At 51.4% G+C, this 25,597-nt stretch carries 20 protein-coding genes; 2 read left to right on the top strand and 18 right to left on the bottom strand.

Annotated features, from left to right (window positions below; translation table 11 throughout):
- Nucleotides 1-43: 43 nt before the first annotated feature.
- From AC0YOA_RS08560 to AC0YOA_RS08475, 18 genes are all read right to left on the bottom strand, one after another.
- The gene (locus AC0YOA_RS08560) at nt 44-1,504 is read right to left on the bottom strand and encodes a CoA-acylating methylmalonate-semialdehyde dehydrogenase (protein ID WP_475786246.1); all 1,461 of its coding nucleotides are present in this window, start codon (nt 1,502-1,504) and stop codon (nt 44-46) included.
- Nucleotides 1,505-1,525: 21 nt separating this feature from the next.
- On the bottom strand, nt 1,526-2,521 hold the full coding sequence (gene iolC, locus AC0YOA_RS08555; protein WP_475786245.1) for a 5-dehydro-2-deoxygluconokinase: 996 nt from the start codon (nt 2,519-2,521) through the stop codon (nt 1,526-1,528).
- A gap of 160 nt (nt 2,522-2,681) precedes the next feature.
- On the bottom strand, nt 2,682-4,547 hold the full coding sequence (gene iolD / locus AC0YOA_RS08550; RefSeq protein WP_475786244.1) for a 3D-(3,5/4)-trihydroxycyclohexane-1,2-dione acylhydrolase (decyclizing): 1,866 nt from the start codon (nt 4,545-4,547) through the stop codon (nt 2,682-2,684).
- A 26-nt stretch (nt 4,548-4,573) separates the two neighbouring features.
- Nucleotides 4,574-7,723, bottom strand: a complete 3,150-nt coding sequence (locus AC0YOA_RS08545; protein ID WP_475786243.1) for an alpha-mannosidase — start codon at nt 7,721-7,723, stop codon at nt 4,574-4,576.
- Between the two features lie 27 nt (nt 7,724-7,750).
- Nucleotides 7,751-8,503 carry a sugar phosphate isomerase/epimerase family protein gene (locus AC0YOA_RS08540; protein WP_475786242.1) on the bottom strand — a complete coding sequence of 251 codons (753 nt, stop codon included), beginning with the start codon at nt 8,501-8,503 and terminating at the stop codon, nt 7,751-7,753.
- Nucleotides 8,500-9,441: an aldo/keto reductase gene (locus tag AC0YOA_RS08535; protein WP_475786241.1), complete on the bottom strand. Its 942-nt coding sequence runs from the start codon at nt 9,439-9,441 to the stop codon at nt 8,500-8,502. Before AC0YOA_RS08535 ends, AC0YOA_RS08540 begins: the two co-directional genes overlap by 4 nt.
- 33 nt (nt 9,442-9,474) lie before the next feature.
- Entirely contained in the window at nt 9,475-12,516 is a 3,042-nt protein-coding gene (locus tag AC0YOA_RS08530) for a glycoside hydrolase family 2 TIM barrel-domain containing protein (protein WP_475786240.1), read from the bottom strand.
- A gap of 32 nt (nt 12,517-12,548) precedes the next feature.
- Complete coding sequence (locus tag AC0YOA_RS08525) at nt 12,549-13,829, bottom strand: glycoside hydrolase family 125 protein (RefSeq protein ID WP_475786239.1); 1,281 nt, start codon at nt 13,827-13,829, stop codon at nt 12,549-12,551.
- Nucleotides 13,830-13,849: 20 nt separating this feature from the next.
- A complete protein-coding gene (locus AC0YOA_RS08520) occupies nt 13,850-14,806 on the bottom strand; it encodes a carbohydrate kinase family protein (protein ID WP_475786238.1) in 957 nt (318 codons plus the stop codon).
- A gap of 55 nt (nt 14,807-14,861) precedes the next feature.
- Nucleotides 14,862-15,881 carry a LacI family DNA-binding transcriptional regulator gene (locus AC0YOA_RS08515; RefSeq protein ID WP_475786237.1) on the bottom strand — a complete coding sequence of 340 codons (1,020 nt, stop codon included), beginning with the start codon at nt 15,879-15,881 and terminating at the stop codon, nt 14,862-14,864.
- 51 nt (nt 15,882-15,932) lie between these two features.
- Nucleotides 15,933-16,748 carry a carbohydrate ABC transporter permease gene (locus AC0YOA_RS08510; RefSeq protein WP_210037807.1) on the bottom strand — a complete coding sequence of 272 codons (816 nt, stop codon included), beginning with the start codon at nt 16,746-16,748 and terminating at the stop codon, nt 15,933-15,935.
- 21 nt (nt 16,749-16,769) lie between these two features.
- The gene (locus AC0YOA_RS08505) at nt 16,770-17,654 is read right to left on the bottom strand and encodes a carbohydrate ABC transporter permease (RefSeq protein ID WP_475786236.1); all 885 of its coding nucleotides are present in this window, start codon (nt 17,652-17,654) and stop codon (nt 16,770-16,772) included.
- A gap of 89 nt (nt 17,655-17,743) precedes the next feature.
- Entirely contained in the window at nt 17,744-19,036 is a 1,293-nt protein-coding gene (locus tag AC0YOA_RS08500) for an ABC transporter substrate-binding protein (protein ID WP_475786235.1), read from the bottom strand.
- Nucleotides 19,037-19,572: 536 nt separating this feature from the next.
- Nucleotides 19,573-20,178 carry a hypothetical protein gene (locus AC0YOA_RS08495; RefSeq protein ID WP_475786234.1) on the bottom strand — a complete coding sequence of 202 codons (606 nt, stop codon included), beginning with the start codon at nt 20,176-20,178 and terminating at the stop codon, nt 19,573-19,575.
- A gap of 144 nt (nt 20,179-20,322) precedes the next feature.
- Nucleotides 20,323-20,505, bottom strand: coding sequence for a hypothetical protein (locus AC0YOA_RS08490; protein WP_475786233.1), 183 nt, complete (start codon nt 20,503-20,505; stop codon nt 20,323-20,325).
- Nucleotides 20,502-21,293, bottom strand: a complete 792-nt coding sequence (locus tag AC0YOA_RS08485) for a hypothetical protein (RefSeq protein WP_475786232.1) — start codon at nt 21,291-21,293, stop codon at nt 20,502-20,504. Before AC0YOA_RS08485 ends, AC0YOA_RS08490 begins: the two co-directional genes overlap by 4 nt.
- A gap of 169 nt (nt 21,294-21,462) precedes the next feature.
- Complete coding sequence (locus AC0YOA_RS08480) at nt 21,463-21,651, bottom strand: YezD family protein (protein WP_210037812.1); 189 nt, start codon at nt 21,649-21,651, stop codon at nt 21,463-21,465.
- A gap of 102 nt (nt 21,652-21,753) precedes the next feature.
- Entirely contained in the window at nt 21,754-22,773 is a 1,020-nt protein-coding gene (locus AC0YOA_RS08475; RefSeq protein WP_475786638.1) for an aldo/keto reductase, read from the bottom strand.
- Between the two features lie 468 nt (nt 22,774-23,241).
- On the opposite strand from AC0YOA_RS08475, the gene AC0YOA_RS08470 reads away from it, so the two are divergent.
- Nucleotides 23,242-24,585 carry an LLM class flavin-dependent oxidoreductase gene (locus tag AC0YOA_RS08470; protein ID WP_475786231.1) on the top strand — a complete coding sequence of 448 codons (1,344 nt, stop codon included), beginning with the start codon at nt 23,242-23,244 and terminating at the stop codon, nt 24,583-24,585.
- A gap of 31 nt (nt 24,586-24,616) precedes the next feature.
- Nucleotides 24,617-25,558 (top strand): cysteine synthase A, encoded by a 942-nt coding sequence (cysK, locus tag AC0YOA_RS08465; RefSeq protein WP_475786230.1) that lies wholly within the window; start codon nt 24,617-24,619, stop codon nt 25,556-25,558.
- Nucleotides 25,559-25,597: the final 39 nt, after the last annotated feature.

The raw sequence follows: 25,597 nt of genomic DNA, 5'->3' as shown, positions 1-25,597 counted from the left end.
AGTGTAATGAGAACAACCTTATTCTGCAAGGGAGACCTTAAGCTTACCAGCGGGAGGTTACCATTTTCTTTCTCGTATAGAACTCGACGCCGTCCGTTCCATTCGCATGCAAATCGCCGTAAAATGATTTCTTCCAGCCCGAGAATGGAAAGAAGGCCATCGGAGCCGGAACACCCAGATTTACACCAAGCATTCCTGCGTCGATCGTTTCACGGAACTGCCGGACATTCCCGCCATCCCGGGTAAAGATGCAGGCACCGTTCGCAAATTCCGAGCGGTTGGCCAGATCAATGGCTTCCTCCAGGCTGTCTACGCGCACAACTGACAGCACCGGCGCGAATATTTCATCTTTCCAGATCTTCATGTCGCTGGATACCTGATCAAAAATCGTCGGCCCGACAAAGTATCCGTCGCCGCTGATTGCGGCATCCTTGCGTCCATCGCGAATCAGCGCTGCTCCTTCCTTCACGCCTGCTTCGATATATCCCAGTGTACGTTCCTTATGCTGTTCCCTGATGACAGGACCGAGGAAAACTCCCTCTTCCATACCGTTGCCGATGGTGAGTTCGTCTGCCGCTGCGACGAGCTTGCCGGTAAGCATCTCAGCCGCTTCGCCGACTGCGACAACAACGGCACATGCCATGCATCGTTCACCGGCGGAGCCAAATGCCGCATTAACAATTTGTGCGACCGTATTATCCATATCCGCATCCGGCATAACGATGGTGTGGTTCTTCGCGCCTGCGAGGGCCTGTACCCGTTTGCCATGCGCTGTTCCGGTTTTGTACACATACTCGGCGACCGGCTGGGAGCCGACGAATGAAATCGCCTTGACGTCCGGATGCTCCAGCAGACCGTTGACGACATCATGCGCTCCATGCACCAGGTTCAGAACACCGTCCGGCAGGCCCGCTTCCTTGAAGAGCTCAACAAGACGCTTTGCAAGAAGCGGTGTACGCTCGGACGGTTTCAGCACGAATGTATTGCCACAGGCAATGGCCAGAGGAAACATCCAGCAAGGAACCATCATCGGGAAATTGAACGGCGTAATTCCGCCTACAACGCCTATCGGATAGCGGTACATGCCCGATTCTATGTTGGTGGCGATGTCCGGAAGCTGTTTGCCCATCATCAGCGAAGGTGCTCCTGCGGCGAATTCAACACATTCGATGCCGCGCAGCACTTCACCGTGAGCCTCTTGATAATTTTTTCCATTTTCCATTGTAATGATTCTGGCAAGCTCATCCCAGTGATCCACCAGCAGCTGCTGATATTTGAACAAAATACGGGCCCGGCGGGGAACCGGTGTTTTGCTCCATGTTTTGAAAGTGTCTTTGGCATTTAGGACGGCCTGATCAAGATCCCGTTTGGAGGACAAGGGAACGTAGGCTAGAATTTCTTCCGTTGCCGGATTATATACAGGATCATAATTGCCTGATGTGGAAGCGATCCATTCGCCTCCGATGAAATTTTTTAACTGAGCTGGCGTATTCGTTTGAGACATATCGGGAATTCCCCTTTCGGATTAAGCTTGTTTGGAAGCGAGCATAAATTGTTCAACCTGCATGACAGTCGGCATGGCGTCGGAGCTGCTGTGACTGGAAATAACGATGGAGGCGGAAGCACTGCCGAATTCCATGCTGCGGGCTGGACTCCATCCCTGCATCAGACCATAGATAAAACCTGCCGCATAGGAATCGCCCGCCCCGAACGTCTTAATGACCTTGGCGGGAAATATCGAGCCCCGGTGAGAGCTGCCATCCTTGCCGTAGGCGATGGAGCCGTCCTTGCCGTGCTTGATGACGACGATCTCGGCATGACAGCCGAACCATTGCGCGGCTGTTACTTCATCGCTGCGGGTCGGATTCACGGCGAACCGCTCCAGCATATCGAATTCTTCCCGGGTTCCGATAATGATATCGCTTTTTTCGGCTGCCAGATGGTAATAGATCGCCGTTTCCTCGGGAGATGTCCATGTATAAGGGCGATAGTCGATATCGAAGATGACCTTTGTTCCGTGTTTGCGGGCGTATTGGAGAGCAAGCAGCACGGCTTCCCGGGAGGGGCTTTTCGCCAGTGCCGTACCGGAAACAAGCAGTACCTTGCTGCCCGCAATCAGCGACTCGTCGACTTCTTCCGGCGCCAGCAGCAAATCGGCGACATGATCGCGGTACATCAGAATGCTGCAATCCTCCGGACTTTTGATTTCCGTGAATGCAAGACCCGTTACCGCGCCTGTCCGGTCTGTAGTAATTCCGGATGTTTCAATATCGTTATTCTGCAAATATTGGACGATAAACCGGCCCATCTGGTCATCGGCCACTTTGCCGATGAAGGCTGATTTCATGCCAAGCCGGGACATGCCGATACAGATGTTGGCCGGTGAACCGCCCACATATTTCGTGAATGTCATGGTCTCTTCCATCGGACGATTAATCTCATTCGCGTTCAAATCGATGCACAGACGGCCGATCGCCACAAAATCAAGAGCTTTGCCTGTGGCAAATGAAACAGTTTCCATCTTAATCCCTTCTTTCGATTCGGTTGGAGAGGCTCCCTGCAGGCGGATGCCTGTGTTACCCCCACCTTCTCCCATGTGCAGGCCAGCGGCCTGTCGTAGGCTGGCCTGCTCAATAATGGGCAGGCCTTAACCATCTATATTTGAATGTTCCGTCCAATCCTTAGTAAGGCCGTGCAGCCTTCACATTCTTGCGCATTTGCTGGTGCGCTTCCAGCACCTTGCCGCTCACCGACACCTCGGGTACGCCGACATGCCACCATGACTCGTAGCTGTCCGTGTTCGTCTCCGGAAGCACCTTAATCTCCACAAGCACCGGTCCCGGTTCCGATTTGGCCTGCCGAAGGGCTTGCTCCAGCTCGTCCGCCGTCCGCGCCGTATATGACGCTGCCCCCAGACTGCGGGCATGCGCGGCGAAGTCGATCGGCATATAGGAACCGTTTAAGCGGCCCGTCTCCTTGGCGCGGAAGCGGAATTCATTGCCGAAGCCGTCGCTGCCATGTCCGCGCTGCAGGTTGTGAATGCACTGAAAGCCATGATTGTCGAACAGCAGCACGGTCAGCTTCACGCCTTCTTGAATGGCGGTTACAAACTCGGAGTGCAGCATCAGATAGCTGCCGTCGCCTACGAATGAATATACATTCCGGGACGGCTCCGCGAGAGCTGCGCCGAAAGCGCCGCTGATTTCATAGCCCATGCAGGAGAATCCATATTCCATATGATACGTCTTGGGCTCGACAGACCTCCAGACCCGATGCAGGTCGCCAGGCAGGCTGCCGGCAGCGCAGACAATGACGTCTGTCGGTTCTACAAATCCGTTAATGACGCCGATCGCTCTCGTCTGAGTCAATCCCTCATTGCTTTCCAGCGCATACAGGCGATTAACTTCTTCATCCCACTCTGCTTTGAGGCCGCTGATTCTTCCTTCTGTATAGCCGGAGCGGTACCCTCGCTTGGTTAAAGCTTCCTGCAGGGCAGCGATCGCTTCCTTCGCATCAGCCGTAATCACTGCGGCATCCATCTTGACCGCATCGAATGCGCTGATATTCAGGTTCAGGAAAGCGGCATCCGGATTCTGGAAGGCGGATTTGGAGGCTGTCGTAAAATCAGAAAACCGTGTGCCGACGCCGATGATCAAATCCGCTTCTGCGGCGATCCTGTTGGCCGCAAGCGTGCCGGTTGCACCGACGCCGCCAAGACTCAGAGGATGATTCCACGGGACAGCGCTTTTTCCAGCCTGCGTCTCCGCCACGGGAATACCGAAGGCTTCAGCGAACGCAAGCAGTTCCCGCGCTGCAGCCGCATAATGCACGCCGCCGCCTGCAATAATCAGCGGCTTCTTCTTGCCCGCAACCAAATCCGCCGCACGCTCAATCGCATGAGGAGAGGCCGGACGGCGGTCAAGGGTGTGGATGCGCTTCTCGAAGAAAGAAGCCGGATAATCGTAAGCCTCCGCCTGAACATCCTGGGGCAGCGCCAATGTCACGGCGCCAGTCTCCACAGGGTCAGTGAGCACCCGCATCGCATGAAGCAGCGACGACATCAGCTGCTCCGGGCGGATGATCCGATCCCAGAACTTGCTGACTGGCTTGAAAGCATCAGTCGCAGAGATCGAATAATCGGTTGGAACCTCCAGCTGCTGCAGCACAGGATCCGGCTGGCGGGAGGCAAAGTTATCTCCCGGCAGCAGCAGGACCGGAATACGGTTGACTGTCGCCGTCGCTGCGCCAGTCACCATGTTGAGCGCACCCGGTCCAATCGAGGTCGTGCAGGCAAAGATCTGGCGGCGATTCTTCTGCTTGGCATATGCGGTAGCGGCATGAACCATCCCTTGTTCATTTTTGCCCTGGATGAATATCAGCTCGCCGGCCTGCCGCTCGAGCGCTTCGCCAAGCCCCGTTACATTGCCGTGTCCAAAGATACCCATGAAGCCCCGGACAAACTTGGTTTCTTCGCCATCCACGGACAAATACTGCTGGTCCAAAAACTTCAGCAAAGCCTGTGCCATGGTCAATCGGATCGTTTTCATCGGCAAAACCTCATTTATATCAGATTTCATGATTTAACCTCAAGCTGTACAAGAAAGGTCTTGATTTCATATGGCTTCAGCGCGAATTCGCCATCATGAATCCCGGCCTCTCCAAGCTTGCGTTCCATCAGATCGCATTCCTCCAGCGAGCGGATTCGAAGATCGCTGCCGAGCTTCACTTGAGTGCGGATACCCGCAAACTCATGGACACGCAGCACCAGCTGCTCGCCGTCCTCCGCTTTCTTGACGGCATCCACCATCACATTGGGAGCGGACAATCGGAACATCGAAAGCGAATGGAGATCCGCTCCTCCTTCGAAGGCGGTCAGCGGGTTATTCAGTGACCACGCCTCTTGAACGGTACCGCCAGCATACCAGTCTCCCTCATGCGGGAGGAGCGCATAGACAAAGGAATGCTCGCCGATATCCGCATCCGGATCCGGATTAATGGCCGATTTCAACAACGACAGCCGGATCACATTATCCTTGATGTCATAGCCGTATTTGCAATCGTTCAGCAGGCTTACGCCGTATCCGCGTTCGGATAAATCCGCCCATTGATGGCCGACCGATTCGAATCTCGCCAGGTCCCAGCTTGTGTTCCAATGCGTGGAACGTTTAACATTCCCGAACTGAATATCATAGGTAGCCTCTGTGGAGCGCACATCCACGGGGAAAGCGACCTTCAACAGCTGCTGGTGCTCCTGCCAGTTGATGTGCGTACGGAAATCAATCCGTCTGCTTCCTGAATAAACCATCATCCGCTGCGATATCCCGGACTTCCCGTAGCGCCACTTGAATTCAACAACCGCTGCGAGCGGACCAGTTTCCACAAGCTCGACAGAAAGCAGCTCGGAGATTGTCCGCATCTTTTCCTGATAGAAAATATCGATATCCCAGGCATCAAAATTAAGCGGCTTGTCTTCAAATACCTGCAGCACATTGCCAATTGCGTCATTGGCCAGAACATTCCGGCGATTGTCCAGGTCGTAAATGCGAACCAATTGGCCGGATTCGTTCCACTCGATCTCATAATGAGGTGTCTTAAGCAGGCTGCCCTCTATAATGAAGGGAGCTTCGGCAATTCCGCCAGACGGCTGCGCGGAATCAACCGCATAATGAATGGCTGCCATGCCTAAAGAAGGCAGACCGGAAGCTTCAACGAGCCAGCGTCCATTGGCATACTGCGAAACCAGTCTTTGGCCATCCTGATTCGTCCATATGCTTCCGGGAGGCACATTCTCCCCGGTTATTTCCAGCAAATCGTTTCGTTTCCAGGACGAGCTGTTAAAGACGGTCCATGTACCTTGTTCCTGTCTGCTGCCAACAAGGGAAGCGGCCTCGTTCCAAGCTTCTGTGGCAATCGATAAGGCTTGCGCATACTCCTCTTTGCTGTCCGCGTACACTTCCTTAATGGAAGAACCGGGAATGATATCATGAAACTGATTGCGCAGAATGATGGTCCATCCGCTGTTCAGCTGCTCTTGGCGATAACGGCTCCAGTCGCTGCCCATCAAGACAGCCAGCGCGCTCAGCCATTCCGTCTCGCGGTAGAGAAGCTCGAGCTTGCGGTTCATCCGTTTATTGTAAGCCTGGCTTGTATAGGTGCCGCGATGATATTCGAGGTAGAGCTCCCCGTCCCATACATGCACGTAGCGGTCGGTCTCCTCGACGGTTTCATGCAAACGGTCGAAGTAATCATCCGCCCGCCCAGCCTTCACATTCGGCAGACCAGGCATCGTCTCCAGGCGGCGGCGCATCTCAAGCATCTCCCGGTTAACGCCGCCGCCTCCATCGCCATAACCATAAGACAGCAGAAGCTCTTGATTCACTTCTTTGTCCTGATAGCCGTCCCATGCCCCTTTGACGGTTTCCGGCGAGATCAAGCCGTTATAGGTATAGAAGAAGTTGTTGGCTCCTTCCCAATCGTCCGGTGTCGTAATAAAATGCGTCAGAACCTCGGAGCCGTCGATTCCGCGCCATTTGAAGGTGTCATGCGGCATCCGGTTGAACTGGTTCCAGCTGATTTTCGTAGTCATAAAGGTTTTGAAACCGGATTTCTTCAAAATTTGCGGCAGCGCCCAGCTGTATCCGAAGACATCGGGCAGCCACAGGTACGTGCTCTCCACGCCAAATTCCTCTCGCATGAACCGGGTTCCAAACAGGAACTGCCGCACCAGCGATTCCCCGGAGGTCAGATTGCAATCCGCCTCCAGCCACATGCCGCCGCCAATCTCCCAGCGCCCTTCACGGATCCGGTCTCGAATTTGCTCGTAGATTTCCGGGTAATCCTTCTTGATATAGGCGTATAACTGAGGCTGCGTCTGCAAAAACACATAGTCAGGGAAGCGTTCCATCAACCGCAGGACAGTAGAAAATGAACGGGCGGATTTCTCCCGGGTATGCTTCAGTCTCCAGAGCCACGCAACGTCGATATGCGTATGTCCGACACAGGTGACCGTAACCTGATGATGCTTCTCGAATCGGGTCAATTCGGCAGATAGCAGCTCTCTTGCTTCATATACCGAATCATAATAAGCAGCAGAGCCGGGCTCGGACCAATCCACCTTGAGGAATGCGCGGTCCAGCGCTTTGATAAGACCCATGCGATCAGGGCTTCCTGCATCCAGCACCTGAACCGTTTCAAGAACAGCGGTTCCCGTGTAGTAGAAATCGTCAACCCTTTCATCCAACCAGCACAGATCGGCACGGTTTATCGTATGCTTTATCTCGCGCGGCTTGCCGCCTCCGTCCAGACCGGACCACAGCCGGATATCCAATCTTCCGGATGTTCCGGCGGATTGCTCCGGCAGAAAAACCTCTTGATGGTAGGAATCGACGCCTTGATACGGAGAGCCGTTCCAGTAAAGCAGCGATTCAAAGCCCTCATTGTTGCCTCCGCCGGTCTCACCGAAGTCGAAGAGCGCAAGCACCGTTTTACCGTTCCATTCCTGAGGAACCTCAATGCTGCGGGAGAGCCAGATATACCGGTCGCGGCCGCTCCAGCTATCTCCGGTCTTCAGCTCAAACGTCGGAGAGACGTCCATTGGCCTTGCCCCTGCTGCGCCATGCTCGTCCTCCGCTGCGGAGAAGCTCCCGAGCGGTATAAGATTGCGATAGCGGGTCTCGCTTAACTCATGCAGCCTCGCCTTCAGCTTCTTTTCTGCAAATAACATGTCATCCTCACCCTTCGGGACTCAACTTTAGAGAGCCTGCTCCAGCTTCAACAAATTTTCCAGGCTCAGTGCCAAGCTGTCCATCGGTTTTCCCGGGCAGTAATCCTGTTCTACGGCGAACCATTCGACTCCATGATCCTGGCCCCAGCGGAGAATGGGAGCAAAATCGATAAGGCCGGTACCAATTTCCGCGAATGTTCGCCGATCGTCTGCCGTCATATCCTTCAAATGCAGAATCGGCATGCGATTAGCGTAATTGCGAATGAACGTAAGCGGATCCTGGTCGGCTTTCAGAACCCAATACGTATCGATTTCGGCATAAACAGCCGGATCCTCAAGCAGATATTCGAGGGCAAACTTACCGTCGATCAGGGTATGAAATTCAAAGTCATGATTATGGTAACCCACCCTGTAGTCCATGCCTTTTACTTTGGCGGCTACATCAAGCAGATCTTTCCGCACACTCCTGTACCCTTCCAGATTCTGCAGGCCATCCGGCAGCGAGTGGCAGATGAAATCTTTCGTTTCGAACAGGTCCGCTTCCTTAAGGACAGCATCCAGATCCGTCTTCATCCGTTCAAGACCGACATGCATGCCTGCGGTTTTCAATCCCAGCTCCTTCATAAGAGAAGAGATATCCCGGGCGGAGTTGCCGTGCAGCCCGTCGATTTGAACGGCAGCCCAACCCATTTTGCTCAAATCTCGAAGGACGGCTTCAAAATCCTGTTTAATTTCGTTTCGCAATGTATACAGCTGTGCAGCCAGTTGATGTCTGATCATTTTGAAATTTCCTCCCTTTGTAAATCCAGCCATTCCACTTCCTGTGCGGTTAATTCAAGATTCAACGACAGAATGGAAGACTCAAGCTCCTCCGGATTACGCGGCCCGATAATTGCGCTGGTCGGGAAAGGCTGGTAGAGAACATAGGATAAGGCAATTTGTATAGGAGTAACCTGCTTCTCTTCCGCCAGCTTCACGGTGCGGCGGTACCGTTCCCAGTTGCCGCTGCTGTAATAAACTCTTACCATTTCCTCATTGGACCGGTCTTCCGGCGTAAAGTTCCCCGAGAAAAATCCACCCGCTTGAGCAGACCAGGACAGCAGCGGCAGCTGATTGCCCGCATGCCAGCGGCAGGTATCCTCGTCAGCCGACACAACGCCTTCCCATCTGGGTTCGATAGGCTTCGCCAGGCTCAGATTGGAGCTGCTGAAGGCAAAGCCTGTCAGCTTGTGCCCGGCGGCATATTCATTGGCTTCCTGGATGCGCTGGTACGACCAGTTGGAAGCGCCGATTGCCCGAATCCGCTTGGCTTGAAGATGCTCATTCAATTCCTCCATAATCGGTCCGACCGCTACGCTCGGATCATCGCGGTGAAGAGCGTACAAATCCACATAATCGGTGCCCAGCCTTTCCAGGCTCTCCATCAAATCTTTTCTGATCGCCTGCGGATTGACCCGCGGACCCGGACTCCCGTCATCGTGATGGGCGCCCTTGGAAAGAATGACGACCTGCTCCCGCAGCTGCTTTTCCGCCAGCCAACTCCCGAGTATTTGTTCTCTTCCCCGATACTGATGAGCCGTATCAAAAGCATTGCCTCCGGCTTGAATATAGGCATCCAGCATCATCCGCTCGGACTCGCCCAAGTTCCTCAAATCCCCTGTCCCCATGATCAGACGGGAAATTTGCTTGTTTACTCCTTCAATCTGCATATATTTCATCTTATTACCTCCTTGGCATATCTCAGCGAGCTTTTATTCATCCTCTTTAAACAGCGGCTTCAGCCTGAGTTCGAACTGGAATTCCTTTTCGTTCAGACGGTAGGGCTCAGCCAGCTCCGGTCCGCAGGAATTGGAGCCTACGCCGCTCATCCGGTAATCCAGATGGACGATCGTTTCCTTTCTCTTCGCCAGCTCCCAGCTGTGTGCGGCATTCGTCAGGTCCTCCGGCGTAAAATGCGATGCGTGGAAGGAGAATCCCTCCGATGCGGAGAATTGAAGGCCCATGCCCTGCTCATTGGATAGGATTGCCCAATCCGTACCATACCTCGCACCATTTTCCTGAGGCATGATGTAGTTTTCGAACATTTCGTCAACGCTTGTCAGGAACCGGCCTCTTCTGACGCTTTGGCGCTTGTCGATGTAGCTCTCATGCGGCCCGAAGCCGGAATACTCGACTTCCTCCATCCCTTGCGGCATGGACAGCCTCAGTCCGAAGCGGGGCAGATAAGGAAACTCGCGCTCTTCCCCCATCTTCACCTTTACCAGCAGATCGACCGCTCCACTCGGGCTCACCCTCCAGCATGCTTCACCTCGCAGGATCGTAAAGCGGGAAACAGCGCCTATAGAGAACCGGGTTCTGACTTCGATTGCCCCTTCGCCGGTTTGTTCCCAATCGCATTGATACACCTTGGTGAATGCCCGGTCATAGCCTTCATCACGCCATTTTTCCTTCACATGCATATCATTGTCTGTCGGCGCCCGCCAGATCGAGAACCGGGCGGGGGCATCCAGCATCTCCACTCCGTTCCTCGACAACCGCTGCAAAGTGCCTTCAATCAAGTCAAATTCATGCTGGAAGTCAAAACCTTCGACCGTCAGCCGATGTCCCCTCTGCTCTACTTGAATTTGCGTCTGCCGCGCATGCACCGCTTCAGGCTTCGGATCGCTTTGTACACCGCTCTTCCATTCGAGCTGCTGGAACGTGATTTCATGCCCGGCTTCCGCCCAGGCTGTTTCCTCCTTCAACCAGCAGGATAAGGTGAGGACAAACTGCCCATTAACCGCCTCCGGCAGTTCGTATGGAAGGCTCACAATCCGTGAGCTGTGAGGCTCGATCCCGCCAAGCTCCAGCTGCCCTTGGTGAATCATCTGTCCATCGTGTTCCAGCTTCCAGAAGACGCCCGCATGGGAAAGATCAATAAAGTCATACAGGTTCGTGACCTTAATCTCTCCGGTTGGCAGGTTTTGTTCCTCGATGCGGATGGGAGCAATAACCTTCTTGAGCTCCAGCAGTCCCGTGTGAGGCTTGCGGTCAGGTGTGACAAGTCCGTCGATACAGAAGTTGCCGTCATTGGGTGTATCTCCAAAATCGCCGCCATAACCATAAAAAGGCGTTCCGTCCTTAGTCTCTGTCTTGATCCCGTGATCAGTCCACTCCCACACGCAGCCGCCCATCAGCTTAGGATGGCGATAGATCGCTTCCCAATAATCGTTCAAATCGCCGGGACCGTTCCCCATCGCATGACTGTATTCACATAGAAACAACGGCTTTTTGTTATTCTCATCGCGGGCATACGCTTCTATCTCTTGCACAGAGGTATACATCCGGCTTTCCAGATCCAGGCATTCGACATGAGGACTGCCTTCGTAATGAGGAGCTGCCCCCTCGTAATGAATGGGCAGGGAAGCATCACGCAATTTCGTCCATTCCGCCATCGCGATATGATTGGCCCCATAACCCGACTCATTTCCCAATGACCACATTACGACGCAGGGGTGATTCTTGTCCCGTTCAACCATTCGGACAGCCCGTTCCACAAACGCTTCCTTCCATGACGGATCACGGGACAGCTTATGGAAAACCCCATTTTGAAAATCGCCGGCGCTTCCGATTCCGTGACATTCCAGATCGGCTTCATCTACAACATAAAATCCGTATTCATCGCACAGCTCCATAAAGCGGGAATCATTGGGATAATGGGAAGTTCTGATCGTATTGATATTATGTTTTTTCATTAGAATAAGGTCCTTGATCATATGCTGGACCGGAATCGTCTGCCCGAGCTCCGGATGGGAGTCATGCCGGTTGACGCCTTTGAGCTTGACAGCCTGTCCATTGATCAGAAATACGCCATCCACAATCGCAACTTGCTTGAAGCCCACCGGGAACTGGAGCGTTTCTCCGCCGCCATAAACATAAAGGCGGTATAGATAAGGCTTCTCGGCATTCCATAGGACGGGATCTATCAGCTCGAACCGGAGCGCGCCTTTGCCATCCACGAGCTCTTGTGCCGAAGCGACGACGCGCCCCTTGGCATCCTTCAATTCGGCACGAACCTCCAGAGGTCCTGTCGTATCAATCTCCGATACCAGTGCCGCCTTGCTGAACCCGTCCTCGAAAGTTTGTTTATTAAATACATCCCGGATATGGACAGCATCACGGGCAAGCAAATATACATCCCGGAATATACCCGTATACCGCCAAAGATCCTGATCTTCCAGGTAGGAGCCGTCGCACCATTTCAGCACCATGACAGCGATACGATTCTTCCCCTCCCGAAGGAACGGGGATATATTGAATTCCGCCGGCATGCGGCTGCCTTGACTGTAACCGGCAAACTGTCCGTTAACCCATAAGTAAAAACAGGCGTTAACCCCTTCAAAGACAATAAATCGTTCTTTATTTAATCCAACTGGCGCCGCATTGAACTCCCTCACATAAAGTCCGGCCGGATTATTTTCCGGAACATAGGGAGGATCGCATGGAAAGGGATAATTGAAATTTGTATATTGAGGCTGATCATAGCCCTTTACCTGCCAGCAGGACGGAACCGTTAAATCGTCCCATCCGCTAACATCGGCAGTCTCCTCATAAAAAGCTTCTTTCACATCATGAACCGTTCCGTGATATTGGAATTTCCAGTTTCCGTTTAAGGTTTGATAATAAGGGGACTGTCCCCGCTTGCCTGATTTCGCCGCCCGTTCATCCGCATAGGGGATATAATAGGCCCTGGGAGGCTGTCTGTTCACCTGAAGAACGTTCAGATCTTCCCAATATCTCTTGATTTGAATCATGTATCCCATTCCTTTCTGTTAAAGGAAAAACATCAATCGAAGTATCCGTCTCTCATCAGGCCGTGGATCATTTCACTGAACAGACTGTTGGCCCAGGCAAACCAGGGGCGCGTATAATTCTCGGGACAATCCTTGTCAAAGCCTTCGTGCATGTATCCCGTATTCCCATCCGTCTGAATCAGCGTCGTCAAGATTTCTCTTATTTCGCGCTCATCCTTCGATGTCAGGGCCTGCATAGCCAGGCTGATTGGCCAAATATAACCTTCCGGCGTATGCGGACTTCCGATTCCTTTTGCAAATTTACCTTCATAGTAATAAGGATTATCGGCGCTTAACACAAAACGGCGTGTATTCTGATAGATCTGATCCTCGCAGGTCGTGTAGCCCAAATAAGGAATGGACAGCAAGCTGGGAACATTGGCATCATCCATCAGGTTATGGTTTCCAAAACCATCTGTTTCGTATGCGTAGATCTTTCCGTATTTCGGATGTACAAAGGTGCCGTAGGTCCGGATGCCAAAATCGATCTCTTCACGCAATTCCGCCCCCAGCTTCGCACCATTTGCATCCTTCCATATTTCACTGGCAATCTCCTCGATGTAACGAAGCACGACGACAGCAAACATATTAGAGGGAATTAAATAACCGAAGGTGCAGGCATCGTCGCTTGGCCGGAAACCTGACCAGGTCATTCCCGTATAATTGACCGGCATCCCCATTCTGTTATTGCGCAGCGTATCGCTTGGCGGACAATCGATGCGTGCGAACCGGTAAGGAGATTGCTCCGCATGTCTTTGCTCTGTTCGCCACAGGTCCATAATCTTGTACACTGTCGCTTGAAAAGCATCATCGAACAGATCCGTTCTTCCCGTCTCCCTCCAGAACAAGTAGGCTAACTGAATCGGATAACAAAGGGAGTCGATCTCATATTTCCGTTCCCAGACCCACGGGTTAAGCTCGGTCAAATCTTCATCATACCGGTTGTCATTTGCTTCTTCGTTGAACGCATTGGCATAGGGATCGATATGAATATAAGTGATTTGCCTGCGGATTAATCCTATAAACAATTCCTGCAGCTTGTGATCCCCGGCAGCGAGCGGCAGGTAATGCCTGATCTGCGCGCTTGAATCACGGAGCCACATGGCAGGAATGTCCCCCGTAATGACATAGACGGATTGGTCACTCAGAAATTTTGTCGTCGTTTCAAGCGTATTCGGATAACAATTCTTGAACATTTGCAGCAGCTTGGGATGGGCAGCAAGCTTCGTTTCCGCTTCTTCAAGCAAGGCTGTAACTGACGCTGGCAATGTCATTGTCGGTATGGTCTCCCTCTTCATCTTGTTGAGTCAGATACACTCAAACCCTCTTCGCGCTGATTGATAAATACGTTCAACTGTTCAAGATCAGGTGCGCTTGTACTTCCGCCATAAGCGCCAACTGAAAGTGCGCCGCACGCATTTCCGTAACGAAGGCTGGTGGCGACATCCTTGCCTGATAAAAAACCGTATAGATAGCCCGCGTTAAAGGAATCCCCTGCGCCGGTTGTATCTACCGCTTTAACCTTATAAGCCGTGCTGCGGGTCAGCAGCCCGTCTTTCATGGCAATGGCACCGCTCGCTCCAAGCTTCACCACTACATGATTGCAATATTTGCTCATATAGCGAAGGCTCTCTTCCTTGTTCTCAAGTCCTGTATAATGAAGAGCTTCCGTTTCATTCATGAGGAAAACATCAAAATACCGCATAAAGTCAAATATGCTGTTGTCCCATTCTCCGGAATCATCCCAGCCTACGTCGCAGGACAGAGTAATTCCCTTTTCCTTGAGCGACCGGGCTAATTGCACATACTGCTCATGATTCCGTCTTCCTTTATATCCGGTGATATGAACATGCTTGCCTTGGGAAATTTGGTCCAGATCCAGTTTGTCTACCTGCAGCTCCATATTCGATCCCGCATATGTAATGAAGGATCGATCCGTTTCCGGATTGAATGCAATAGAGATGCCGGTACTGTGGATTTGACTCGTTTGAATCATTCTGGTATCGATACCATATTCGGCAAAACGATTCCGAATAAAATGTCCGTTGGCATCATCCCCCAAAACACCGTTAAAGGCTACCTGAAGGCCTAGCTTTGCAAGAGAAACCGAGAATAAAGCGGCTCCCCCGCCCAAGTGGATCATCATATTGTCCACAAAAACTTCCTGACCAGACTCGGGAACCTGGCCGGACCCTACTACCACAAGATCGATATTAGCATCGCCGATTACAACAGCATCAAATGTTTCCAACTCTTTCTCCCTCTTCCAATCGCTTATGATTTGGTTTCTTTATCTTCATCTTTATTCAAACATGCTCCTGATAAGCCTTGCAGCTGTCACGCACCACTAATTTATGCTTCAGAATAACGTCATGCACTGGTGCGCCTTCGTTACCTGAAATCATATCAAGCAGCTTCTCAATCGTCACTTTGCCCATCTCCAGGATAGGCTGCTCCATAGACGACAACTGCGGTCGCACCTGCTCCGTCAGCTGGCTTCCGTCAAAGCCAATTACGGATAAATCCTCCGGAACCTTCAGCCCGTGGTCATGGATGCAGTTCATGGCGCCGACAGCCATATCGTCACTGACAGCAAAAACGGCCGTCGGACGCGTATCACAATTCAGAATTTCTTTCATTAAATTATAACCGCTTTGTGTTTTGTAATCACCGAAACGGATATAGTCGTTAGCGACCGGGATACTGCTCTCGGACAGGGCGTCGGTGTAACCGATGTAACGGTTTTGTCCTGAGGTGACGTCACTCATATCTCCGCCAAGAAATCCGATTCGCTTGTGTCCAAGTCCGATCAAATACCGCGTTGCATCATAGGATGCCGCGTAATCGTCTATAATGACGGAAACAAACGGCTGATTCGCCGGCTTCACACTGGAGAACAAGAGCGGAATGTCCAGGCTCATGATGAGCTCCCGAATTTCATCGCTTAATTTCTCATGCATGATAATAATGCCATCGACGCGCATCTGCTTGAATACCTGCAAATATTTCAGTTCTTTATCGTTATCCTCAATAATATTGCACAGCATAAGATTGTAATCATTGAGGCTTGCAGTTCTCTCGATAGTACTCAGGATCGTGGAATAGAAGCTCGATGTAATATCGGGAACGATTACGCCAATAAGGTTCGTTTTTTTCAGTACAAGGCTTCTGGCGATATGACTGGGTGTATAGCCAAGCTCGGCAATCGCCCGCTGCACCCTTTGCTTCAGATCGTCCTTGACATACCGTTCGCCATTCAATACCCTCGAAACTGTCGTTACAGAGACGCCCGCTTGCCTGGCGACGTCTTTAATCTTCGGCGCCATTATTGTCACCCCGCCTTCTGAATAACTGAACCTTACTCGATATCTGCGTCCTTAGCTTTTAACCGCTCCTTCCATGATCCCGGCAATGAACTGCCGGCTAACCAGCAGGAAGAAGATGATCAATGGAACAGTCGCCATAAGCGTTCCTGTCATAACCATGGAGTAATCTGCCGTATGAGCTGACTTTAATTGCTGCAGCGCCAGCATCAACGTGAATTTGGATGTGTCCGTCAGGACAATCAGCGGCCATAAGTAATCTTCCCAAACTCCCATGAAGGTCGTGATGGCCAAAAACGCAAGGGCTGGCCTCAGGATGGGAAGCGCAACACGCCAATAAAGCCCGAATTTGCTGGAGCCATCGATACGCGCAGCCTCAAGCAAATCATCGTGAATGGCCAGCGCATACTGCCTGATCCAGAAAATCCCTAACGCGCTTGCTATACTCGGAACAATGAGCGCCTTGTAGCTCCCCAGCCACCCCAACTCCTTGATAATAATGAATTGTGGCACAAGCAGCATTTGTGCGGGAATCATCATCGTCAGGATCATTAAATAGAAAAGCGCCTTGGAGCCCGGAAACTTGAATTTGGCGAAAGTAAATCCGGTCAATGAATTGAAAAACAGCTGCAGTGTAGTGCTGATCACAGCAATAAACACCGTGTTCAGGAAAGCCCGTGTAAAATTGATATTGTCCATCACATGGTTAAAGTTCATCACAAAATAACCGCCGAAAGTCAGCTTCGGAGGAAACGCAAAAATCGCGCTTGTTTCATTCGTTGACATGACTACAAGCCAATAAAATGGAAATATAGAAAATATAACACCGATTAACAAAAAAGTATGCACGAATATTTTTTTTGAAATCATCTTATTATGCTCCTTTTAGTATTAATCGTCTGATTTATTAAAGATTTTCCAGTTCAATAACGATATGATACCAATAATGAAGAACAGCACCCATGATACAGCTGCGCCATATCCATAATTCTGATAGGTGAAGCCTTCCCGGTACATATAAAGCACGATGGTATCAGAGCCCGGGTAAGGAGCTTGATTCCCGGCCAGCACCTGAGGCTCCGTGAAAATCTGAAAGCCGCCGATGGTAGACATCATAACGGAGAACAGGATAATCGGTCTAAGCATTGGAATCGTAATTTTGGTAAAGATCTGGAATCCGCTGGCACCGTCGAGATTTGCCGCTTCATACAAGTCCTTGGGAATCCTCTGCAAGCCGGATAAAAAAATGATGGCATTGTAGCCCATATATCTCCAGCCAATCATTGCGGCAATGACGGTCCTGACACCGGCGCTGCTATTGAACCAGGCAATTTTATCAAGCCCAAGTTTTTCAAAGAAAAAGTTGATCAGCCCGTACTCATTGCCAAACATAGACTGAAATATTATGACAACGGCAACCATAGCCGTTATATTCGGCAGAAAATAGGCGATTCTAAAAAATCCCTTGAAATTCACGATCGACAGATTAATCACAAACGCTACGATCAATGCGATGACTAGCATAGGTCCATTAGATAATAACCAGAGCGCGACGTTGTTGATTAATGCCTGCCAGAAAGTGGGATCGTGAAACATGTAAACAAAGTTGTCGAAGCCTACAGGCGTCATTTCCCCGATTCCATCCCATTTGTGAACAGAAAGATAAATGGAGAAGAAAATGGGGAACACGGAAAAAACTAAGAACAAGATATAGAAAGGAGAAATAAACAGATAAAACATCCTGCTTTTATAAATCTCTTTTAAAAGGCCTCCCATATTACTCCTCCACGAATGCGGGCGAGGCAGGCTTCAAATCCCGCCCGCCTCAACCCTTATTTGATTCCCTATTTCAAGGTGGCTAACGCTTAGTGCGACAGCTGGCGTTTAATTTGATCCTGCGCGTCTGTCCATGCCTTCTCGGGATCCTGTTTCTTCGTATCTACATAACCGAGATCCTGAACCAATAAATTAAGGACCATATCGTCTCTTGGATCCGTATGCGCGACTTTAACATCCTTCGCCGCATCGGCAAATATGGGGCTCAGATCCTGATTTCCGAAAAATTCATTCTTATTCTCCATTTCCGGATTCGAGTAGACAGCAGGTGTAGATGGATAATTACCGAATTCCTTATATCCCTTAACAAGATTGTCAGGGCTGACCAGGAATTTAATGACTTCATAGGCTTCCTTCGGATGTTTGCTCGATTTCAAGGCACCGAAGAAGGAACCTCCCTGATTGCCTACGCCAACCGGCGGATAGGCAATGCTCCATTTTCCCTTCGTGTCGGGTGCCGCACCAACCAAGTCTCCCACTGCCCATGAAGCCCCGCTAAACGAAGAAATTTTACTGTTATTCATCGCGGCATTCTTCTCGGAATCGCTGGAGTAAGGGAATGTCAAACCTGCTTTATAGGCTTGTACCGAATCATCCCAGACGCTTTTGATGTGATCCTGATCGCCAATGTAATTGCCGCCTTCATCGAAGAAGCCTTTACTGTTCTGACCCAGAAGACTTCTGAATATATCTACGAGCGTTCCGGTTTGCGTACCTGTTTTATCCTTAACCTTCTGGAGAAGATTCATGTAATCATCCCAGGTTTTCACTTGACTCTTGATGTCTTCCGGCGTACTTGGCACTCCCGCCTTCGCGAACAAGTCGCTGCGGTAATAAAGGACAACCGGCGCGACGTCAATCGGCAGCCCGATCAGATACTGATCATCGCTGGTTGCTGCCATTTTCCACTTCCAGTCCAGATATTGGGATTGAATATCGCGTGCTCCCTGATCATACAGATTGACGTATTTGTCTTTATACTCCAGCATGGATGAAACCCAGCTGTCCATCGCGACAATATCCGGTCCGCTTCCGCCGCCGGCTATTGTGGTTTTTAATTTGGTCAAATAGTCAGGTCCGGACGGAAGCTTCTCCGCCTTTATATCGATATTAGGAAAGTTTTTCTTGGCAGCCTCTATCGTTGAATCGGATATCGCGCCGTTCCAATACCAGAGATCCAATGTAATTTTTCCGTTTGCAGCGCTTTCACTTCCAGCATTATTGTTACCCGTATTGGTATTCGTATTACTTTGACCGCATGCGGTCACGACAAGAACAAAGCACATTGCTAACAGAACGCCGAACAAGGCTTTAGATTTCATTTGTTGTGTTCCTCCGATTTGATAAATTCAAAAATGTAAGGTATCCGAAAATCAGTTATTGCTGCTTTTTCATGCTGTTTACGTAAGTATTCCCATGCTTGACACGAAAAATTCGATTCATCAAGCCTGTTAAACCACCGCCTTTTCAGTCCTGATTTGAATAAAAAATTTTATGGTATCGATACCAGATTTGGATCTGGTATCGATACCATAAATACTCCTCTTAAGCCCCCGAAATGTTTGAGAACGATCTGGTATCGATACCAGACGCGGCTTGTGTACAAGTATAATATCTTAAATGATGTTTGACAATAGCAATTATGTATTTTATGAAAATGCTCTTGCAGGTAATATTTCACTATGAAATAATTATAGGCTGTTCTTCTGTGATGGAAGTTCTCATCAAGATTGCTTACCCTGCATGCCCGCCTGACGCGTTCCCTCCGCTCCGGCAGCGGAGGGAAGCCGTCCGGAAATCGAAACAGCGGCCGATCAAACGATCCCTTTTTTAGTGTATGAGGGTATGAAGTTTCATTTCATTTGCTGCTCGCTGCGCTTGCGTCAGGATCCCCGTTATCGAAATAAGACGTATCCATAATCCGGGCATAAATATATAGATTTAAATTATGGCTTTGCACATGAATTTTAATTTTTTCCAGACCCTCTACATTGAATATAAGCTGCTTCACATCATCTTCCGGGCTGACAGCATGAGTTTCCAGGACAGTCGAGGCTGTTGATCCTGCATCATCCCCCACGTTATAAAGCGAATAAATGGCATAGATGTTGTCGATCTCCATCGGTGCGGCAAAAATCGGCGTCTTTTCTCCGAGTTTTCCTCCGATATAAATTTTTTGATCGGCAGCGTCATAGTCGATCGGGACTTTCAGCGCTTCAGACAAAGCGCGGACAGGCAAGTAGGTGCTTCCATTATAACTGATTGCCGCCAGCGACTTGCCGGATGGATCTTTGGGCTGCCATAGTTCACCCTTCAGCACAAACGACACGCTCCGGTTAAGAAAAGCATTGATCGGCTCCAGCTTGACCGCTGCATATGCGGATCCCAACGAGCTCGCGATAATGGCAGCTACGAACAAAACACCAATTTTAAACGTTTTCTTTTTCGTAAAATTCAGCTTCAATGAAATTCATCCTTCCGTAATGGTTTGGACAACTGCTGTATCGGTGGCGCAATCAATCTCCAGCTTCTATGGCTATCTGAATAAAAAATCCCCCCTTTAGATACATCCTAAAGAAGGGAGCGCTTCAAAAGCGTTTCACCTTTATCAGCCGTTTAAAAAACGGTCGATTTCATCCAGCATGCCCGGTGAGATTCTTTTGGATCGGATGATCTCGGTTGTATGCTTCGGCAGCGGATGCGCGGCGGCGGCATGGCACAGACCGCTTAGCTCGCGGCAGCGGTCGAGATATTCCTGTTTGCCCGATTTCCGGTAACGATCTTCGTTCAACGAAAGCGCGGCGGTCCGCTGCTCTGACGATTCGGATCCAGCTTCCATATGGCGAAGCGAATGGCAGCCTTTTCCTGCTGGCCGGGAAAGTGCTCCAGCATCCGCTGCAGCTCATCCGCTTGTTCGGCGGGCGTGATCTGACTTAAATCAGCTTTCAACCGGATGAGAAGCAGATTGAGCCTGAATTGCATATCTCTCCTTTTCAGCCGATTTGCCAGCCCCAGCCCTTCCTCTGCCGTCTCCACAGCGCTGTCGAATTGCTGCCGTCTCTGCTTCAGCAAGCTCATGGAATAAAGCGCTTCGGAAGCAAAGTAAGGGGTGCTCAGCTGTTTGAACAGCCGAACCGAGCGGCCAAGCATAAGATCAGCCTCCTCCAGCCGCTGCCGCGCCAGAAGGCTCAACCCTTCAAAGCCAAGCATGATGCCTGCAATTCGCAAGTCCTTGACCCATACGGCTTCTTCCAGACAAAAAGCGATGCAGGGCGCCGCTTGCTCAAGCTCGCCGTGACAAAGATAATATTTGCCCAGCATGCCGTGAGCAATGGCAAAGCCCATACGATCTCCGATCGATTTACTGATCTCCATCTTATCGACAATGAAGCCGAAGGCCAGATCCATTTCATCCATGTCCATATACACCATCGCCAATACGCCCATAGCTTGCTCGATCGTATACTTGTCTCCGGTCTCCGTTGCTAGCGCGATTTGTTTCTTGATCCAATGAATCGACTGATCGTACTCGCTGCGGTCATAATACTGATCCATCGACGATTTGCCGGCTATCGGCATTTGATTATCCCTAATATAGACCAGCTCTCGCCCTGCATCCGGGACAAGTATACAGGCGAGTCTCGCATAACTGGCAACTCTATATGGAAAGTCAATCGTCCTCCAAAAGTAATAAAGCCAGCCATTCTCATTAAGAATGGGCTGGCTTTATTCATTTCCTGTTTACTATCTACGTACGGGGGGATTGTTTTTTGACACCGCCGGAAGTATTATTTTCGAACCTTTTGCGGTCAGTCCGTTCAATCTGGACAATCCTTCCGTCATGCACCGTTATTTGAACAGAGCCATATTCCAATCCGTTGACCTGCTCCTCGACCTGTCTGATCCAGACTTCGTCCAATTCCAGTCCTTTCGCCACTTTTCGATCCTCTCCTGTTCGTTTATGGAAATCTTTCCTCTTCTATACGAATTGCATATCAGGCGGGCTCGATACGAGTGATTCCCAATTATATTCGTTCCATTATGACTTTCCAGCAGCCGTTTCACGCAGCGTCTTCAGACTGCCGGGAACGCCCTGCGTAATCTCGTCAATTTCCGCAAGCTCTTCGGAAGTCAGCTTCCCCGCCGCTTTGGCAACGGAATCCGTTATATTCTGCGGGCTTGAAGCACCAAGAATAGCGGACGTTACATGCGGCTGGCTGATGACCCAGGTCAGCGCCAGCTGCGCCAGCGTCCATCCTTTCCTTGCTGCGATCGGCTTTAGCCCCTCTACGATCTGGAAGTTGCGTTCGTTTTCCAGCAGCGACTTGATCCGCGCTTCTCCCGCAGCACCGCGGGAGCCGGCCGGCGGCGCCTGATCGAACTGGTATTTGCCTGTGAGCACACCGCGGCCGAGCGGGCTGTATGCGATGATCGCCAAGCCCTCGGACGCTGCAAACGGAAGCAGCTCCTGCTCGATCCCCCGGGCTATGAGGCTGTATTCAGGCTGGTTGCTCTCGTAACGGTGCAGACCCAGCTGAGCCGATATGCCGTGAGCCTTGGCAAGCTGCCATGCGGCGTAGTTGGAAGCCCCGATATAGCGGACTTTACCCTGGCGGACAAGATCGTCAAGCGCGCGCAGCGTTTCCTCGAGCGGCGTCTCTTTATCGAAACGGTGAACCTGATAGAGATCGATATAATCGGTTTTAAGGCGGCGCAGGCTGTTCTCTACGGCGCGAATAATGTGGTAGCGGCTCTGGCCCTGGTCGTTCGGCTCGCTGCCGACGCGTCCATGCACCTTGGTCGCCAGAATAATCCGATGCCTGCGGGCACCCAGCAGATGGCCAAGTATCGTTTCTGATTGGCCGCTCTCCTGCGGGTTGCCAAGGTCGGTTCCTTTGCCATATACGTCAGCCGTATCGATAAAATTAATTCCGGCATCGAGCGCCGAATCAAGCACCTCCGCCGATTTCGACTCATCGATCCAGCGGCCGAACGCCATTGTTCCCAGCGCCACCTCGGATACTTTCAGACCTGTCCTGCCGAATTTCTTCAATGAGATGCTCACTTAAATACACGCTCCTTCTATTTGGGAATTGGTAAAAATGAATAAATGCGTCTGCAGTCACCCCCTGTTATGGATAGCAAAATGACCGGAGAGGCGCAGCTTCTTACGTCTCTCCGGTCGACCGGTCGATTATTTACTAGTAATCCAATGAATAAACTATGATTTAGAATATAGCATCGTCCGTAATCTGTGTCAAGATGTGGAAAACAATTTTGCACATGAAGGATTCAGTCAGTCATTGACGCCTTTTCCGATTGGTGATAACATTTAACTTATTATTCCACTAGGATTACAAGTATATAGTTGACCAGACCTCTGGAGACACAAGGATTAAATTGTGTTCTCTTTTTTTTTGCGGTAGTCTGGCGTAACGATGAGTGTAAGCGCGCCTTCATGGTCGGAATTCTTGGTGCTTGCAGGCGAGTGAGGAAGAACAAAAAATACAGGGAGGGTTTCAGCTTAATGGGCAAAGCAAAGAAGCAGGTGCATTTGAATGTTTTTCTTCGGCAGGCAGGCCATCATGCCGCCGCCTGGCGGCATCCCAAAACGACGCCCGAACTCACCTTCGACTTTGGGTATTACAAACAATTGGCGCAAACCGCCGAACGCGGATTGCTTGATTCCGTCTTCATGGCAGACGGCTATGTCGGTACGGGACGCCGGCTTGAGCCTTTCACGCTCCTCTCCGCTCTCTCCGTGGCCACTACACATCTTGGTCTCATTGGCACTGTCGGAACAACCTACAACGAGCCGTTCCATGTCGCACGCAAATTCGCTTCTTTGGATCATATCAGCGGGGGCCGCTCGGGTTGGAATATCGTTACCGGCCATACGGATGCGACAGCCTTCAACTTCGGCAAGGAATCGCATCTGGAGCATTCGGAGCGGTACAAATGGGCGGAAGAATTCGTCGAAGTAACAAAAAAGCTGTGGGACAGCTGGGAGGAAGAGTCGCTCGTCTTCGACAAAGCCTCCGGCATCTCCATAGACGAAGCCAAACTGCATGAGATCAATTTTGAGGGCAGCGTATACCGCGTGAAAGGGCCGCTCAACATCCCCCGTCCGCCTCAAGGCTATCCCGTTCTGGTACAGGCGGGTTCTTCAGACAGCGGCCGCGAGCTGGCAGCCCGGACGGCGGAAGTCATTTTCACTGCACAGCCTACACTGGCCGAAGGCCAGGCGTTCTATGCGGATGTCAAAGGCCGGCTGGCGAAATATGGACGCAGTGCTGACGAATTGGTCGTCCTGCCGGGCTTCAGCCCGATTATCGGCCACACCAGAGCTGAAGCCCAGGAGCTTGAAGATGAGCTGAACGCCTTTCACGATATCCATGAAGCCGTAGCCAAGCTGTCCGAGCGCTTCGGCGTTGACTTGACCGGCTTTCCGCTTGACGGCCCGATCCCGCCTATTATCGACCCGAAAGGGATCGAATCCGTCAACGGCAGCAAAAGCCGGCACCAGCTTATATTGGATATGCTGCGCAGCGATTCCAGCCTGACGCTCCGCCAGGTTGTGAACCGGCTGGCAAGCGCGCGGGGCCATCTAACCTGTACCGGCACGCCAATTGAAGTCGCGGATGTCATTCAGCGCTGGATCGAGAACCAAGCAGCTGACGGCTTCAACCTTATGCCTCCCATCTACCCGGACGGCCTCGATATCTTCGTCGACAAGGTCGTACCCGAGCTGCAGAACCGCGGTATCTTCCGCACCGCTTACGAAGGCAGGACCCTTCGGGAGCATTACGGTCTGGCACGCCCGGCCAATTCCTACAGCATCGGCCCGGAAGAAGCCGCTGCGGCACCTTAACGATAATCCACTAGGACAGGAGCTCACCACGATGGCCAAAATCGCCACCAACCTCACCCAGCTGATTGGCAATACGCCCCTGCTGGAGCTGAGAAATTTCAATGCCAAATACAATGTCGGCGCTGTACTGATCGCCAAGCTGGAGTATTTCAATCCCGCCGGAAGCGTCAAGGACCGGATCGGCTTCGCCATGATCAAGGATGCGGAGGAACGCGGCGTCATCAACAAGGATACGGTCATTATCGAGCCCACAAGCGGCAATACCGGGATCGCCCTCGCCTTCGCGGCGGCGGCGCTCGGCTATAAATTGACCATTACGCTTCCCGAAACGTTCAGTATCGAGCGGAGAAAAATACTGCTTGCCCTGGGGGCCGAGCTTGTTCTCACGCCCGGCGCGGAAGGCATCGCCGGCGCGATCAAGAAGGCCGAGGAGCTCGCTGCGGCGACCCCGAACTCGTTCATACCGCAGCAATTCCAAAATCCGGCCAATCCGGAAATCCACCGCAAAACAACGGCGGAGGAAATTTGGCGGGACACGGACGGATCGGTCGATATTTTCGTGGGCGGCGTCGGTACCGGCGGCACAATTTCCGGTGTCGGCGAAGTCCTCAAAGAGCGGAAACCTTCGGTCCGGATTATTGCGGTTGAGCCTTTCAGCTCCCCTGTCCTGTCGGGCGGGGAGAGAGGCCCCCACAAAATCCAGGGAATCGGTCCGGGCTTCGTACCGGATAATTTCCACCGTCATATAGCGGACGAAATCATCGCCGTCACCAATGAAGATGCGCTCGAGACGACCCGCAAGCTGGCGAGAAACGAAGGACTGATCGTCGGCATTTCCTCCGGCGCGGCTGTCTATGCGGCTGTTCAGATTGCCAACCGGCCGGAGAATGCCGGGAAAAATATTGTCGTACTGCTGCCGGATACAGGAGAACGTTATTTGTCCACCGAGCTGTTCCCCGTCGAAACGATTTAGGTATCCATCAGACAGGAAGAACCGGCTATCGCCATTCTT

The sequence above is a fragment of the Paenibacillus sp. JT22N12 genome (assembly GCF_056269365.1).
Note: the sequence above shows the minus strand (reverse complement) of the source record. Positions and strands in the feature narration are given on the sequence as shown.